Source organism: Dysgonomonas sp. 25 (genome assembly GCF_010501075.1).
Classification (GTDB): Bacteria; Bacteroidota; Bacteroidia; order Bacteroidales; family Dysgonomonadaceae; genus Dysgonomonas.
In genome coordinates, this window is the sequence record NZ_QVMN01000007.1 from 271,313 (window position 1) to 287,611 (window position 16,299).

Sequence of the window (16,299 nt, forward strand, 5' to 3'; positions counted from 1 at the left end):
ACTGAGCGTTTAGGTGGTACGGTACGGCAAGTATAAGTCAATTGTTAATCCTGACCTCAAAAATAATCGTTTCTACTTATGTAGCAATAGCCAGTTATGAATAATAACGTACCCGAAGCAAAATTATTCCAATGTCCGGGATATTTTGTCGATATTCAGGCTGCGCGCCATGGCATCGAAGATGTCTTTGTACACCCCTTCCTGCGCATAAACTTCTTCGTGTGTACCCGATTCCACCACCATTCCGTCTTTCATGACATATATGCGGTCGGAGTCGATAATCTGCGAAATGCTGTGCGAAATAATGATTACCGTACGATTTTTCTTGATAGCATCGAGGCTGTTCTTTATCTGCTCGGTGGAGACTGCATCGAGGCTTGCCGTAGGTTCGTCCAGAAAGATTATCGGCGGATTTTTCAGGAACATGCGAGCAATGGCTATCTTCTGCTGCTGCCCGCCCGAAAGGGCAAGCGCCGAGGTTTGGTACTGTTCGGGGAGCAACATTATCTGATCGTGAATATAGGATTGGCGGGCGGCATTTTCGACTTCCCCGAAGGTGGCATCGGGTTTCCCGTAGCGGATGTTTTCCTCTATCGTCCCGCTGAATATATGATTCTTTTGCAGCACCAATCCAATATTTTCGCGCAAGAAAGTGGTGTCGTATTCATCTAACGGCACTCCATCCAACAGGATTTTCCCCGAATCGGGCTTATAGAACTTGTCCAGCAGGTTGATTAAAGTACTCTTGCCCGCACCGGACAATCCGACCAACGCCGTAATCTTGCCCGGCTGTATATGCATATTAATATAATGTAGTGTACGTGTTGCATTGCCGGGATAGGTGAAGTTAACGTTTTCCAGCTGAAATTCCCCTTTTATCCGTGCGGGCTTATACGAACCCGAATCTTCGATCTGATGATCGGCATGCAACACTTCGAAGAATCCTTCGGAGTAAATCAAAGCATCGTTCATCTGGTCGTATATCCGATGCAGTTGGCGGATAGGAGCCGAAACGTTATTAAACAACAGGATGTGAAACATAATCGCCCCTATCGTCATCTGCCCTGTCAGGACGAAATAGGCGGTCAGTATAATAATTATCACCACGCCGATTTGCTCGATAAAGCTTTTCAGCCCGTCGAAGAAAAAGCTTGTCTTGCGGGTTTTCATCTGCGTATCAGTCAATGCCGTCTGCAATCCCATCTGTTTCTCGCCCTCGATATGCTCGCGGATAAAGGACTTGATGACAGGGATAGATTCTATTATGCTCAGTATTCCCTGACTTTTGTTCTCTCGCAACTCTTTGATTGTCCGCCTTGCATTTTTCAGCTTTTTGGCTTGCAGTTGGCTGACATAATAATAGATAGGCACGATACACAATCCCACGAGCCCGACATAAAAATTCGCATTGAACATCATTATCAAAGCGACTATGGAATTGGCAAAGAGGGGTAATATATCGATAAAGAAATTCTGCACAAGGCGCGTCAGACTTTCCACACCCCGGTCTATCCGCGTTTGCAGTTTTCCGGCCTGATTTCCTCCCGATGTGAAGAATGCCATCTGATAGGTCAATACCTTTTCGACTACTGCCTGCGCCAAGTCGCGCGAAATAAATATACGCAGTTTCTCGCCGTAATATTTCTGCCCGAACTGGATGAAAGAGTTTATGATTTCCTTACTAATCAAGATAACGGATATCATTATCAATACATTCAGTCCTTCCTGCAACATGCGATGCTGTTCGACCAAACCGTTTATCTCGTCTACCGTATATCGCAATACCCACGCGTTGACCTGCGCCGTCAACGAGCCGATAAACGTCAGCACCAATGCAAATACAACCAGCCACCTGTATGGTTTCACATACGGCCAAAGGTTCTTGAATAATTGTAACAAATTCATCCCGAAACGTCTTTTAGTATATAAAACGATTGGCAGAGATTTTTGTTTTAAACCGAAATCTGTTGTTTCATGCTATTAAAATGTCAACAATATACAGCTTTTCACTTCATTCTATTCCTTTTACATCAAAAACCGATTGATTTATAATATTTATTTATATTTTTGCGCTGGTAAAATAACAGCCAAGTTAAAACAAAACAAATGTTGACAGTAGAAAAGATTGGCGGAACTTCCATGTCTCAATTCAACGAAGTTCTGAATAATATAATAATCGGCAAGCGGAAACCCGACGAATTATATAACCGTATATTCGTCGTCTCGGCCTATAATAATGTAACTAACTGGCTACTGGAACATAAAAAAACGGGCGAACCGGGAGTATATGTCCAATTCCTCGAGAATGCCGATTACAGTATCGGCCTCGATAGCGTTTGCATGCGATTGCTCGAAATAAACCAGCAATTTGCTGAAATAGGATTAGATCTGGTGGCTGCCGAAGAGTTTATCTCGCACCGTATAAAGATGGCCAAGACTATGCTTTACAGCCTGAGTGGCGTGATGGCATCCGGTTACGTAAAAACCGAAGATATCTGCCTTGCTGCCCGCGAAATACTCGCCTCCATCGGCGAATCGCATTCGGCATGGAACTCGGCGAATATCCTCCAGAACAACGGCATAGAGGCTCGCTTTATAGACCTCTGCGGATTCAACGATTCGTTGCCGCTGACTATCGACGAGCGCATCCACAAAGCTTTCAAAGGAATCGATTTCAGCCAGACGCTTTGCATCGCTACCGGCTACACCAAAGGTATAGAAGGCATTATGCGTGCTTTCGACCGTGGCTATACGGAAGTCACTTTCAGCAAGATTGCCGTAGAAGTCAAGGCCGACGAAGCGATTATCCATAAGGAATACCACCTTTCGAGCGCCGATCCTAACATTGTAGGAGTCAATAAGGTTGTTCCGGTGGGACAAACCAACTTTATCATTGCCGATCAGCTGGCCGATATAGGTATGGAAGCCATTCACCCGAAAGCATCGAAACCCCTCGAACGGGCAAATATAAATATACGTATCAAAAACACGTTCGAGCCGGAACATCCGGGAACACTTATCTCTAAGGATTATGTTTCGGAAGTGCCGAAAATAGAAATCGTATCGGGAACAAATAAGGTATTAGGAATTGAAATTCACGATCCGATGATGGTAGGCGAGGTAGGTTTCGACTTGCGCATCATGCAGCTCTTTGAGAAGCATGGCGTCAGCTATATTCTGAAATCGACCAATGCGAACTCTATCACCATGATCGTTTGGGACAACTATAAATCGAGGGAACTGATAGCCGATCTCGAGCGTAATTTTTATCAGGTAACCACCGAACGGGTAGCCATCGTGTGCGTAATGGGGACTAATATTGCCATCCCCGGATTCCTTTACAGGGCAGCCAAAGCGCTATACGAAGGAGGTATCAACGTCGAGAGTTTCGGTCAATCGCTCCGGCAGGTCAATATGCAGTTCGTTATCAGGCGCGAGCATTACGAAAATGCCGTCAGATCGCTCAACGACGCCTTGTGCCTCGGACAAAATTGATGTTTTTTTCTAATAAAAAAGCGCATAATATCGAATTTTATTTTAAATTTGTCTCTCGACAAAAAAATGATGGATGCTGTTGATACCTGTAAAACGCTGTTATATTATTATATCATTGGAATATATTATACTAAGTGAGGACGAATTCCGTTTAGAATGAGATGGAATATGAAAGGTTCCGAGTTAGCTTTAAACAGTTAAAAATATTACTAAATATTGCAATAATGCGGAACCAAGCCATTGAAAAACAAAATGGATTCGTATATTTGTATGTTTTAATGCGTTAAAAATACAAATTTCAGCAATAGCAAACTGAATATCAAAACAATAAACTAAACTATAAAATTAATTTACTAAACTAATTTATTTTTTTATCACTATGGAAGCTAATAAAAAACCAACAAAAGCAAGATCAAAAGGTCTTTCATCAGGATGGATTATCGTTGGATGCGCTATTGTCGCAGCCGTATTTTTCTTCGGATATTGTGGTCATCCGATGCACATGGACGAAAGAGGTATACATCCAATCGACCTATTCGGTACATTGTACCAGGGTGGAGTCGTTATTCCTTGCGTATTAACACTCCTCTTCACAGTAATATGTCTTGCTGTAGAAAGATTTTTTGCACTTAACAGAGCGAGCGGTAAAGGTAGCATTGCTAAATTTGTCGTAGCTGCTAAACACAAACTCGAAAAAGGCGACATCGACGGAGCAAGCAAACTTTGCGACGAACAAAAAGGATCTGTAGCTAATATCCTCAAAGCAGGATTAGTAAGATATAAAGATGTTGAAACAATTACAGACAAAAACAACGCTGAAAAAGCTGAAATGATTCAGAAAGAAATCGAGGAAGCAACTACTTTGGAATTGCCTTACCTTGAAAAGAACCTGAACATCATCGCTGCTATTTCATCTTTGGGTACACTCTTCGGACTCTTCGGAACGGTAGTCGGTATGATCAAATCATTCCAGGCGATGGGACAAGACGGAGCTCCGGATTCAACTCAGTTGGCGATTGGTATCTCTGAGGCCTTGATGAACACGGCTGCAGGTATCGGTACTGGTGCGCTTGCTATCATTTTCTATACATATTTTACAGGTAGAATTGCCAGCATGACAAATGCTGTTGACGAAATTGGTTTCGCTATCGGTCAGACTTATACTGAAAAACACGGTGGTATAACTAAATAATTTCAATTAACAAAGTTTCACACTTTCGGGTGTGGAATCGATTAATAATTCTACTCAATAAAACAAAAAGAGAAATATGGCAAAAGGAAAAAAACACGATATATTCATCGACATGACAGCCATGAGCGATGTGTGTGTACTCTTGCTTACTTTCTTCATGTTGACAGCAACATTTAAACCGAAAGAGCCAGTTGAAATTATTGCACCTCAATCTGTATCGGAAACAAAGGTACCTGAACATAATGTCGTAACAATTCTTATCGACATTGAAGGCCAAGTGTTTATGCAGGTAGATGGCGACAATAACAAAAGTGCCCTTCTCAATAAAGTAGCTGCCGCTTACGGTCTTAAATTGAATGAGAAACAGCGTAAATCATTTATCACACAACCTTCGATAGGTGTTGCGATAAAAGATCTTCCCGCTTTTCTGAATTTGAGTATGACAGAGCAGGATCAGGCAATGAAGAAATTAGGGATCCCTACGGATACAGCAGGTGGCGCTCGTAACGAGTTAGCCGACTGGATTCGTTTCGCAAGAGAAATAAACGAAGATGAAATAAAATTCGGTATCAAAGCAGACGCCAATACACCTTATCCTAAGGTGGACCTCGTGATGAAGACAATGGTAGCTCAAAAAGCGAACCGTTACAGCCTCATGACAAGTTTGAGAGCGATGCCGGATATTGCAGCGTCTAATTAGTAACAAAACATAAAAGAACAGAAAAATGGCAAGTGTAGATACTGGCGGTGGGGAACAGAAAAAAGGTAAACCCCAACAGAAAACACTTCGGGTAGATTTTACGCCGATGGTGGACATGCTGATGTTGCTTATTACTTTCTTCATGTTTTGTACTACTTTGGCAAAACCGCAGGTAATGGATATTGTGATGCCATCGGACGATAAAACCCTGAAAGAAGAAGAAAAAGATCAGGTGAAAGCGTCTAAAGCTATTACAGTATTGCTCGGACAGGATGATAAAGTTTATTATTACACCGGACAAATTACCACTGACTCTTATAGCGATTATACTACGCTTAAAGAAACAGACTTTTCGGCAAAAGGGGTTCGTTCCGTTCTCCTTAGTCGCAATGCGGATGCTGTAAGAAAAATGCAAGAACTGAAAGAGAAAAAAGCAAATGACAGAAGGATGACGGAGGAAGACTTTAAAAAGCAAGCCAACGAAATCAAAAACGACAAAGAGGCTCAGGTTGTTATCATAAAAGCGACAGAAGAAGCGAAATATGAAAACCTGGTCGACATTCTCGATGAAATGCAGATTTGCAGTATAGGTAAATATGCAATTGTGGATATTACTGATGGAGACAAATTTTTGATAGAGAACCTGAAGACCAAAGGAGAATATGGTAGTCAGCATCTTGCTCCTAAGCAATAAAGAATCGTGTTAAAATAAGAAACTATGGGAAAAGATATTAATATTGATTCTAGTGAATGGGTAGACCTTGTCTTCGACGGAAGAAACAAGCAATACGGAGCATACCACTTGCGTCAGACATCGGACAAACGTTATGTAGTAGCATACATTGCAGTGATTATATTTGTCATCCTTTTGGCTGTAGTGCCAAGATTGATAAGTGCTGTAAGTGAGCTCGCTAACAGAAACAGGGTTGAGAACATAGACGAAGACTTCGCTCTCTCGAAAGTTGAGATGGACCAACAGGTTCCGGAAGAAAACATCGTGAAAGAAGAAGTTGCTCCTCCGCCTCCACCTTTGAAATCGACTATCAAATTTACGCCTCCTGTTATCAAGAAGGACGAAGAGGTAGCCGAAGACAAAGAAATGAAAGCGGTGAGTGAAGTTCTCGAAACCAAACTTCAAGTTTCGATGGCAGACGTAAAAGGTACCGACGAAAAATTTGGTGTGGACATTGCAACACTGAAAGACCATAAGGTTGTGATGCAAGAGAAACCCCAAGAAAAACCGTTCACTACTGTAGAACAGATGCCAACTTTCCCTGGCGGAGAAGGTGAAATGAACAAATTTATCCGTAACAACCTGAAATACCCTATCTCTGCACAAGAGAACAGTATCCAGGGACGTGTAACAGTTCGTTTCGTTGTAACTGCTTCAGGAGAGATTTCAGATGTAAGAGTATTGAAGGGTATCGACCCTGCCTGCGACAGAGAAGCTGTGCGCGTGGTGAAATCGATGCCGAAATGGATCCCGGGTAAGCAAAATGGACGTCAAGTAGCCGTTTATTTTACATTGCCTATCGTATTCAAACTTCAATAATTATTCAATGTTTTCAAACTGAGGTCTGAAAATGACATTAGAATAGAAATACAAAGTAGAAAGAAGAGAAGCTGGATAACATCTTCTCTTCTTTTTCGAATTTAGAAAATGGACAATAACAAAGAAAAAGACAAAAAAAGTTTCAGATTTATATGGAGTTTACTCATGGTATTCATCTATATGGGTATAGCATACCTATTCACAATGACACCGATTTTTGAGGATAAAATAGATTGGAATATACGAGTAGGAATAGCTATATTGGTCACAATATATGCAATAATCAGAGGATATCGTCTCTGGAAATTAGGAAAATAAAATCTGAAAAACAAAAATCTTTATAAATAAGACGCTTATGAAAAAACTTGGATTCATTCTATGTATTTCGACTATAATTGTTTTTTTCACCTCCTGTTACGAAAACAAGTCGACACGGACTGATACTATGACCAGCGGTATAGCTGAAATAGTAGTGGACGAGTGTATGGCGCCCATCATAGACGAACAGATAAACGTATTCGAGGCACTATACCCGAATGCGACAATTATCCCTACCTACACCAACGAGTACGATGCATACCAGATGTTAGTAAACGACAGTATGCGCCTCATCATCGGAGCACGCGAACTTACTCCGGGAGAAGAGGCAAAAATAAAAGCACGCGAACAGCGTGTATTAACTCACAAAATAGCTGTCGACGGGGTAGCAATCATTGTAAATCCTCAGAACAAGTTATCATACCTCTCGACTGCCGATCTAAAAAAAGTATTTACCGGGCAAGCAACCAATTGGAAAGATATACACCCAGGTTCGAAATTGGGTAATATATCTGTCGTATTCGACAGCCCCAACTCAAGTACTGTCCGCTTCATACAAGACTCGATATGCCGCAAAGATCCGCTCGGATCGAATGTAAAAGCCATATCTAAAGATACAGCCACTATAAATATCAATGAAAAAACCCCCAACCAGAGGGTATTGGATTACGTTTCATCTACGCCTAATGCAATGGGTGTAATAGGGGTAAACTGGATAAGCAACCCGACGGACACTACAAGCCTCAGCTTCATAAACGGCATAAAAGTGCTGGCTGTGAGCAAGGACGAAGTAGCAACGCCGGACAACAGCTACCAGCCTTATCCGTATCAGTTTGCATTAAATCAATATCCACTGCAAAGAGATATTTATATAATAATAACAGATCCCAGTGGTGGATTACCCTCAGGATTTGTTAATTTTGTTACAAAAGAAAAAGGACAACGCATCATACTCAAGGCTGGATTACTTCCGGCAACACAATTAACGCGTTTGGTCCGCATAACAACCGATTAGAAATTAAATTTATTAAACCTGAAATAATAACCTTGAAAATAAATAAAAGTATGAAGATGAAATTTTTATTTGGCGCAATACTTAGCTTAGCTTTCAGTATCGGCGCATTCGCTCAGAGCCCGGGGGTAGACTATTACAGACTTGGGGAGAAAAAATTGGCTAAAGAGGTATTAACGAAAGAAATCAGCCAGAATCCGGCACAGGCATATTATTACTTAGGTCAGTTAGCTTTTCAGGCAGGTAACATGGCCGAAGCTAAAGCCAACTACGAAAAAGGATTGGCTGCCAATGCCGAAAGTGCAATCAATCAGATAGGTATTGCTAAAATGGATCTGAAAAGCAATACTAAAGAAGCGGCTAAAACGCTGAACAATATTGCAAAAAAGAACAAAAAGGATGTAGTTGTCCTTACTGAAATCGCACAAGCATACCTGGATAACGGTATGATAAAAGAAGCTTTGGAAAAAGCGGAAGAAGTGCGCAAAGCAGACAAAAAATCAGCATTAGGATACATCATCGAAGGTGATATTTATGCTAAAGAAAACAAAGCGGGTGATGCTGCAACTCAATACGAGCAGGCATATACATTCGATCCTTCAAGCACAATTGCTTATGTGAAATATGCAAAGGTATATGAAGGAATCAATTCGGAATCATCTAAAAGCATGCTCCGCAAAGCACTCGAAATCAATCCTAAATTCGCTATCATCAACAAGTATCTGGGAGATTTGAACTACTCTACCGGACACTATGCGCTTGCTATCGACTCGTACAGCAAATACTTTGCTGCCGGTGACTACTCTATCGACGACCTTACGCGCTATGCTGGAGCTTATTTCTTCACCGATAATTATACTGAAGCTGAACGCTTGATTTCGGAAGGGATGAAAAAAGAGCCGAACAACTTCGTGTTGAACCGCCTGTTGATGTATACACAAGCCAGCACCAAAGATTACGACAATGCACTGGCTACCGCTGATAAATTCTTTAACCGTCAACTGGCAGGAGATGAGAAATACATCCCTCGCGACTACGAAACGTATGGCGAAATCCTGCTCGAATCAGGCGATGTACAAGGAGCTTTGGCGCAATATGCTAAATTGATAGAATTGGATGAAACTAAACAATCTATCTACAAAGATGTAGCGACAAGACTTGCCAACGAAGATAAAAACGCCGAAGCTGCTGCCGTATATGCTAAGTATATCGAAACTGCAGGCGAAGCTGTAGAATCACTCGACTTCTATCAATTGGGACGCTACTACTATCTGGCAGCGCAAAACCTTATCAAAGAAGAAGACGAAGATATGGTTGCTCTCCGCAACTCGTATATCGAAGCGGGAGACAAAGCATTCACAACTGTGACAGAACGTCTTCCTGACAATTTCTTAGGCTACTTCTGGAGAGCCCGTATCCACACTCTGGCAGACCCTAACACTACCGAAGGTTTAGCTAAACCTTATTACGAAGATACTGCCCGTGTGATTACTGAAAGCGGCGAAGTCGAAGAAAATGCAGGTATACTTGTCGAAGCATATACTTATCTCGCATACTACAACTATCTGCAATGGGTAGAAAATACCAATGCGAAAAAAACGACTGCTGCCAACGAAGCTAAAGCAAACATGAAGAAATACACCGAAGCATTGTTGGAAGTAGATCCGACGAATGCAACAGGACAGCAATTCATGGAAGTATTGAAATAATACGCCTTAAAATATATGACAGAACCGGTATTATTGTTAATACCGGTTTTTCTTTTTGTCCGAATCAAAGAAAATATTGTATCTTTGCACCAGAATTAAATTACGTGGATAGATTTGTATGATTGCAACCACAGGAAAAAATGCTAAAACATGTTTCTCCCCTGCAAACATATACTCATCCTCCTATTTATTATTAATAATTTAATAACAGATTATGAGTTATTTATTTACATCCGAATCGGTATCGGAAGGGCATCCTGACAAAGTTGCCGACCAAATTTCCGACGCCTTGCTTGACGAGTTTCTGGCTTACGACCCGAACTCTAAAGTAGCTTGCGAAACATTAGTAACAACCGGACAGGTCATATTGGCCGGAGAAGTAAAATCCAACGCTTACATCGACATTCCCGAAACGGCCCGCAAAGTAATCAGCCACATAGGTTACACCAAAAGCGAATATCGCTTCGATGCAGATTCGTGCGGAGTATTGTCAGCCATCCACGAACAGTCGGACGACATCAACCGTGGTGTGGACGGAAAAACAGATCCGATGGATCAAGGTGCCGGCGACCAAGGGATGATGTTCGGCTATGCCACAAACGAAACAGACAATTACATGCCATTGGCGCTGGACTTGTCGCACGCTTTATTGTTGGAATTGGCTGCTATCCGTAAGAACGAATTGCACCTGATGCCTTATCTCCGTCCCGATGCCAAATCGCAGGTAACGATAGAATATGACGACAACGGAACGCCTTTGCGTATCGACACAATCGTTATCTCTACACAACACGACGATTTCGGCGATGACGAAACCATGCAGCAGAAAATCCGCGAAGATGTTATCAACATCCTTATCCCGCGCGTGAAAGAGAAATATAAATTCCGCGAAGATGTATTGAAACTTTTCTCGGGAGATATCAAATATTACGTCAACCCTACGGGACGATTCGTTATCGGCGGCCCTCACGGCGACACAGGTCTGACAGGCCGCAAAATCATCGTAGACACTTATGGTGGAAAAGGCGCGCACGGCGGTGGAGCTTTCTCGGGCAAAGACCCATCGAAGGTAGACCGTTCGGCAGCGTATGCAGCCCGCCATATTGCGAAAAACTTAGTGGCCGCCGGAATAGCATCCGAGGTATTGGTACAGGTTTCGTATGCGATAGGTGTTGCCCGCCCGATGAATATCTACGTGAATACGTACGGAAAAAGCAATGTAAACCTCTCTGACGGCGAAATAGCCAAGAAGGTGGAAGCCTTATTCGATATGCGCCCGAAAGCGATAGAGGAACGCCTGAAACTGCGTAATCCTATCTACTCGGAAACGGCTGCATACGGACATATGGGACGCGAACCGAAAGTGGTGAAAAAGCATTTTACTTCGCGCTACAACCCGGAAGGGATAACCTGCGAGGTGGAGTTGTTTACATGGGAGAAACTCGACTATGTAAATGAAATAAAATCAGCCTTTTCGCTCTGATAAATAATAAATTCCCCAACAAGGATTTATGATGACCGGACTAAAACATATATGCTCAATGGCTAACGGGATAACCACACACGAAGGAATCCCGTTACCATTTAGTCTGGATCAGACAAACGCCGCTTTTATACTGGTTCTCATCTGCTTAATATCCTTTGCTTTTATTTACAAAGGGGATTTTGCCACGATGAAAGTCAACCTGTATGCGCTCGTTTCTTTCAACAGGAATAAGCGGATAGAGACCGAATATACGGTAAAAAACACCTGGCATACGTACTACCTCATCCTGCAATTTACCATTCTCAGTTCGATAAGTATCTACAGCATACTCAGCGAACAAATGGGATATGAAGCAGAACATCACCCTTTGAGGACAATCGCCCTATTTGGCCTGTTCGTAAGCCTCTTTATATTCGCCAAATTTCTGATATATAATCTGGTAGGATTCATATACAACATGCAGGAAGAAATAACGCTTTTCAAGCACTGGAGCATCGTTCTCATGGAGTTTCTGGGCATCAGTTATTTCATACCTACGCTTTTGCTGCTATATGCCGATTACTGGCATACAGAAATTGCCCTATTTATGATCGCACTGTTCATTATAGCGCAATTAATTCTTTTTTGCAGGCTAATTGTATATTTTGTCCGGGAAAAATTAAACTTTTTGTTTTTGATTGCCTACCTTTGCAGTGTGGAAATTATACCATGCATATTCTTAGCCTCAGGGCTACTATTTTTGTACAAAACAGATGAGTTGACTGTATTATGGTGAAAGTGAAAAAAATTCTTATCTCGCAGCCAAGCCCCAAAACCGAGAAATCCCCTTATTTCGATATTGCCGAAAAATATAAGGTTCAAATGGATTTCAGACCGTTTATCAGGGTAGAAGGTATTGATGCCAAAGAATTCAGAGCTCAAAAGATAAATATACCTGACTATACGGCTGTTATATTTACCGCTAAAGTTGCTATCGACCACTTCTTTGCCTTGTGCGAAGAGCTGCGTATAGCAATGCCCGAGACTATGAAATATTTTTGTATCTCCGAAGCGGTGGCTCTATACCTGCAAAAATATACCGTATATCGTAAACGCAAAATATTTTTCAGTACGACAGGCAAAATGGACGGATTGTCTACTGCGCTGACTAAACATAGTAAGGACAAATACCTGTTGCCGGTTTCGGATGTACATCAGGAGGATTTGACCGTTGTGCTGAACGAAAAGAAAATAGATTATACCAAAGCCGTGATGTACCGCACGGTAAGCAACGACATCACCGAAGACGAAATAATGTCTTACGACATGCTTATATTCTTCAGCCCTTCGGGTATTGCGTCTTTGCTCAAAAATGCACCGAACTTCAAACAGGAGGAACGGGCTATCGGATGTTTCGGGGCGGCGACTGCCAAAGCTATCAAAGATGCCGGACTACGGTTAGATTGCGAGGCTCCTCTGCCGGGAATGCCGTCGATGACTGCTGCTTTGGAAGCGTTCCTGAAAGAGAATCATAAGAAGAAATAATTTTTCTACATATAATAGTGTATCAAAGGCTTAACGTTGCATTGTCAGGGTTAAGCTTTTTTATTAAGAATGTGAATCGGTTTGTGATAGGTTTATCTATGTTTTAGTTACAAGTTACTTCGTGCTTCGCACAGTTACGAGTTACTAGTAAATAAGTTTACGAGAAAAGGGTAACACTGAGTTTCTCAGAGGAGACACTGAGGTACACTGAGAAAAAGTAACTCCATAAAAAAAATACTCCAGAGCGATGGAGGTAAGTAGAGAAATGTTACTTTTTATTGTCACTTCGAACGAAGGAGAGAAGTCTCTTCCCGATAAAGCGACGAGATGCTTCGGTTCACTCAGCATGACAAGAACCATTGAGCTGCACTGAGAAAAAGTAACTCGATAGAAAACGCCCGAAAGAAGTATACTTGTGTTACTTTTTGAGAAAGTGTCCTTAGAAAGACTTGGTGCTCGTGGTGGTTAAGTAATTATTCAGTTGACGAGTAAACAAGTTTACAAGTAGACAAGAAAAGTAACTCCATAGAAAAAATACTCCAGAGCGATGGAGGGAAGTAGAGAAATGTTACTTTTTTATTGTCACTTCGAACGAAGGTGAGAAGTCTTTTCCCGATAAAGCGGCGAGATGCTTCGTTTCACTCAGCATGACAAGAACCATTGAGCTGTACTGAGAAAAAGTAACTCGATAGAAAACGCCCGAAAGAAGTATACTTGTGTTACTTTTTGGGAAAGTGTCCTTAGAAAGACTTGGTGCTCGTGGCGGTTAAGTAATTATTCAGTTGACGAGTAAACAAGTTGACAAGTAAAGTAACTCTATAGGAAAATACTCCAAAGCGATGGAGAGAAGTAGAGAAATGTTACTTTTTTATTGTCACTTCGAACGAAGGTGAGAAGTCTCTTCCCGATAAAGCGGCGAGATGCTTCGTTTCACTCAGCATGACAAGAACCATTAAGCTGTACTAAGAAAAAGTAACTCGATAGAAAATATCGTTTCTTTGCACCGGTTTTCGAAATATTACACACTGATAATCAGAAAAATAAACATCTAAAGACGCTAAAAAAAGTAACAAAAAGTAATACGAAAAAGCGACACATATGTCACCTTTTAGGGGGATAAAAGAAGTCACTGATTCGCATAAATGGCTATATGACTAAGGAATTAGATAAATTAGGAAAAGTAACACTGAAACCGAATGCCCGGGCGCGACGCGTTATCGTCCGCTACCGGGAGAATGCGTTCGTTGCAACTTACCCTGCCAAGATGAAAATCCCGGAGGTGGAAAAGACGTTGGAAAGGATGCTGCCCGATTTACTAAGCCTAAAAGAGAGAACCCCGCAAAACCATTTATTTACACCCGAAGCCGAATTCAGGACATATCCATTTGAGGTGAGGATTATAGCCGAAGGGGCGAGATTTTACCTGACTTTGAAGGAAAAGGTATTGTATATTGTCTGTCCGGCACAAAGCGACTTCCAAGACACGGCACTTCAAAACCGCATCCGCGAAGGCATAGAGGCGGTATTGCGCAGCGAAGCCAAACGGATATTGCCCGCTTGGACCAAGTTATTGGCCGGCAAGCATGGCTTCGAAATCAATCAGGTAAAGATAAACAAGAGCCGTTCGCGCTGGGGAAGCTGCTCCATGCAGAAGAATATCAACCTCTCCTACTTTTGCCTGCTCCTACCCGAACATTTGATAGAATTGGTTATTCTCCACGAGCTTTGCCACACAAGGGTTATGAACCACGGAGAGGCATTTTGGGTACTCCTGGATAAAGTCACGGATGGGAAAGCACAAATGCTGACCAAAGAATTGGACAAGCACCACACGCGCTTTTAAATCATCGAATCCGCACCGAAGCTAAGAGGTAAGAGGTCTTTGGCAGAATCGACTTCGTAAACGTATTCGTCGCTGCACATCAGCACTTTAAACGGGGCGCCTCCTTTGTTCTCGAACTCGGTCATCACCTGACGGCAAGCACCACATGGCGTGCAAACTTCGCGCGAGAAGCTGTTATTGAAGGATGCTGCTATGGCAACGGCCACTACCCTATCGGCGGGATATTGCGCATTGGCATAGAAAAGGGTTGTCCGCTCGGCGCAAAGCCCTGAAGGATAGGCGGCATTCTCTTGGTTATTCCCGGTCACCACAATGCCGCTGGACAAGAGAACCGCACAGCCTACATGATAGTGGGAATAAGGGGCGTAAGCCTTTTGTGTAGCCTCCTGCGCCTTTTCTATCAGCATTTTCTTCTCATTATCGCATTCCGCTATCTTATAAATCCGTATTTTTGTAGAAATAGTTTTAACATTCATCTTCATCGAGTTTGAGTATATGAGACAAAAATACATATCAAATAGGATATTCTGCCTGCTATCAGTGCTTTTTTTTATTGCCGGCGCCCATTATACGGCATCCGCCCAAGTGAAGAAAAGCAAGGTCAACGAAGACTATATCAGGGACTACAAGGATTTAGCTATAACCCAGATGAAGAAATATAAGATTCCCGCAAGTATCACCTTAGCCCAAGGGATTCTGGAATCGGGCGCAGGGAAAAGCGATTTGGCAAAACGGTCGAACAATCACTTCGGGATAAAATGCCACAACGACTGGAAAGGCGAGAAGGTCTATCACAACGACGATGCCCGCAATGAATGCTTCCGCAAATACAAGAAGGTATCGGAATCGTTCGAAGACCATTCCAAGTTCTTAGTCGGAAAGCAGCGCTATGCATCGCTTTTCAGCCTGAAGATAACCGATTACCGCGGTTGGGCCAAAGGACTGCAGAATGCAGGATACGCCACTAATAAAGCTTATGCCAACAGGCTGATAAAGTTGATAGAAGACTACGAACTTTATCAATACGACAAGGGCTATTCGGGAGGCAAGACAGATAGCAAGAATACACAAGTCTCGCCGGCAAATAATACGCCCAAGAAGACTTATCTGAACAAGCATACTCCATACCGCACACACAATCTGGTATACGTCATAGCGCAGGAGGGTGATACTTACGAGGATATAGCGGGCGAATTCGACTTCAAGGCGAAAGACTTAGCCAACTGGAACGAAGTTCCGCAAGGCTTCCCGCTGAAAAAAGGAGATTTAGTATATTTCCAGAAAAAGAAAAGCAAGGCCGACAAGCCATACTACGAGCACGTTGTGCAAGTGGGGGAATCTATGCACAGCATCTCTCAACTCTATGGTATCAAAGTGAAGAACTTATATAAAATGAACAAGAAAGACCAAGAATATGTTCCTACAGAGGGAGATGTACTGAAATTACGATGACTTGAACTAAATTAAC

General features: G+C 42.3%; 14 protein-coding genes. 12 read left to right on the forward strand and 2 right to left on the reverse strand.

Annotated elements, in window-relative coordinates; translation table 11 throughout:
- Positions 1-123: 123 nt before the first annotated feature.
- Entirely contained in the window at positions 124-1,905 is a 1,782-nt protein-coding gene (locus D0T66_RS12400; protein WP_163357613.1) for an ABC transporter ATP-binding protein, read from the reverse strand.
- 201 nt (positions 1,906-2,106) lie between these two features.
- Between D0T66_RS12400 and D0T66_RS12405 the strand changes: the two genes are divergently transcribed.
- From D0T66_RS12405 to D0T66_RS12455, 11 genes are all read left to right on the forward strand, one after another.
- Positions 2,107-3,495: an aspartate kinase gene (locus D0T66_RS12405; protein WP_163357614.1), complete on the forward strand. Its 1,389-nt coding sequence runs from the start codon at positions 2,107-2,109 to the stop codon at positions 3,493-3,495.
- 379 nt (positions 3,496-3,874) lie between these two features.
- Complete coding sequence (locus D0T66_RS12410; RefSeq protein WP_163357615.1) at positions 3,875-4,687, forward strand: MotA/TolQ/ExbB proton channel family protein; 813 nt, start codon at positions 3,875-3,877, stop codon at positions 4,685-4,687.
- Positions 4,688-4,763: 76 nt separating this feature from the next.
- The gene (locus D0T66_RS12415; RefSeq protein WP_163357616.1) at positions 4,764-5,387 is read left to right on the forward strand and encodes a biopolymer transporter ExbD; all 624 of its coding nucleotides are present in this window, start codon (positions 4,764-4,766) and stop codon (positions 5,385-5,387) included.
- A gap of 25 nt (positions 5,388-5,412) precedes the next feature.
- Positions 5,413-6,081 carry a biopolymer transporter ExbD gene (locus D0T66_RS12420; RefSeq protein WP_163357617.1) on the forward strand — a complete coding sequence of 223 codons (669 nt, stop codon included), beginning with the start codon at positions 5,413-5,415 and terminating at the stop codon, positions 6,079-6,081.
- A gap of 24 nt (positions 6,082-6,105) precedes the next feature.
- Complete coding sequence (locus tag D0T66_RS12425; protein WP_163357618.1) at positions 6,106-6,939, forward strand: energy transducer TonB; 834 nt, start codon at positions 6,106-6,108, stop codon at positions 6,937-6,939.
- 355 nt (positions 6,940-7,294) lie between these two features.
- Positions 7,295-8,272: a PstS family phosphate ABC transporter substrate-binding protein gene (locus tag D0T66_RS12430; RefSeq protein WP_163357619.1), complete on the forward strand. Its 978-nt coding sequence runs from the start codon at positions 7,295-7,297 to the stop codon at positions 8,270-8,272.
- A gap of 56 nt (positions 8,273-8,328) precedes the next feature.
- Entirely contained in the window at positions 8,329-9,978 is a 1,650-nt protein-coding gene (locus D0T66_RS12435) for a lipopolysaccharide assembly protein LapB (protein ID WP_255489821.1), read from the forward strand.
- Positions 9,979-10,192: 214 nt separating this feature from the next.
- Entirely contained in the window at positions 10,193-11,461 is a 1,269-nt protein-coding gene (gene metK, locus D0T66_RS12440; RefSeq protein ID WP_163357621.1) for a methionine adenosyltransferase, read from the forward strand.
- Between the two features lie 58 nt (positions 11,462-11,519).
- Positions 11,520-12,239 carry a DUF4271 domain-containing protein gene (locus tag D0T66_RS12445; protein ID WP_163357622.1) on the forward strand — a complete coding sequence of 240 codons (720 nt, stop codon included), beginning with the start codon at positions 11,520-11,522 and terminating at the stop codon, positions 12,237-12,239.
- A complete protein-coding gene (locus D0T66_RS12450; protein WP_185154842.1) occupies positions 12,236-12,988 on the forward strand; it encodes a uroporphyrinogen-III synthase in 753 nt (250 codons plus the stop codon). Before D0T66_RS12445 ends, D0T66_RS12450 begins: the two co-directional genes overlap by 4 nt.
- A 1,150-nt stretch (positions 12,989-14,138) precedes the next feature.
- Entirely contained in the window at positions 14,139-14,831 is a 693-nt protein-coding gene (locus D0T66_RS12455; protein WP_163357623.1) for a M48 family metallopeptidase, read from the forward strand.
- On the opposite strand, the gene cdd is transcribed toward D0T66_RS12455, so the two are convergent.
- Entirely contained in the window at positions 14,828-15,307 is a 480-nt protein-coding gene (gene cdd, locus D0T66_RS12460) for a cytidine deaminase (RefSeq protein WP_163357624.1), read from the reverse strand. The genes D0T66_RS12455 and cdd overlap by 4 nt on opposite strands.
- Positions 15,308-15,326: 19 nt before the next feature.
- Between cdd and D0T66_RS12465 the strand changes: the two genes are divergently transcribed.
- Complete coding sequence (locus tag D0T66_RS12465; RefSeq protein ID WP_163357625.1) at positions 15,327-16,283, forward strand: glucosaminidase domain-containing protein; 957 nt, start codon at positions 15,327-15,329, stop codon at positions 16,281-16,283.
- Positions 16,284-16,299 lie beyond the last annotated feature (16 nt).

What these genes read in the sequence shown, in the direction of transcription:
- D0T66_RS12400 (WP_163357613.1), bottom strand. Translation starts at nt 1,905, where the DNA reads ATGAATTTGTTACAATTATTCAAGAACCTTTGGCCGTATGTGAAACCA.
- D0T66_RS12405 (WP_163357614.1), top strand. Translation starts at nt 2,107, where the DNA reads ATGTTGACAGTAGAAAAGATTGGCGGAACTTCCATGTCTCAATTCAAC.
- D0T66_RS12410 (WP_163357615.1), top strand. Translation starts at nt 3,875, where the DNA reads ATGGAAGCTAATAAAAAACCAACAAAAGCAAGATCAAAAGGTCTTTCA.
- D0T66_RS12415 (WP_163357616.1), top strand. Translation starts at nt 4,764, where the DNA reads ATGGCAAAAGGAAAAAAACACGATATATTCATCGACATGACAGCCATG.
- D0T66_RS12420 (WP_163357617.1), top strand. Translation starts at nt 5,413, where the DNA reads ATGGCAAGTGTAGATACTGGCGGTGGGGAACAGAAAAAAGGTAAACCC.
- D0T66_RS12425 (WP_163357618.1), top strand. Translation starts at nt 6,106, where the DNA reads ATGGGAAAAGATATTAATATTGATTCTAGTGAATGGGTAGACCTTGTC.
- D0T66_RS12430 (WP_163357619.1), top strand. Translation starts at nt 7,295, where the DNA reads ATGAAAAAACTTGGATTCATTCTATGTATTTCGACTATAATTGTTTTT.
- D0T66_RS12435 (WP_255489821.1), top strand. Translation starts at nt 8,329, where the DNA reads ATGAAATTTTTATTTGGCGCAATACTTAGCTTAGCTTTCAGTATCGGC.
- metK (WP_163357621.1), top strand. Translation starts at nt 10,193, where the DNA reads ATGAGTTATTTATTTACATCCGAATCGGTATCGGAAGGGCATCCTGAC.
- D0T66_RS12445 (WP_163357622.1), top strand. Translation starts at nt 11,520, where the DNA reads ATGGCTAACGGGATAACCACACACGAAGGAATCCCGTTACCATTTAGT.
- D0T66_RS12455 (WP_163357623.1), top strand. Translation starts at nt 14,139, where the DNA reads ATGACTAAGGAATTAGATAAATTAGGAAAAGTAACACTGAAACCGAAT.
- cdd (WP_163357624.1), bottom strand. Translation starts at nt 15,307, where the DNA reads ATGAATGTTAAAACTATTTCTACAAAAATACGGATTTATAAGATAGCG.
- D0T66_RS12465 (WP_163357625.1), top strand. Translation starts at nt 15,327, where the DNA reads ATGAGACAAAAATACATATCAAATAGGATATTCTGCCTGCTATCAGTG.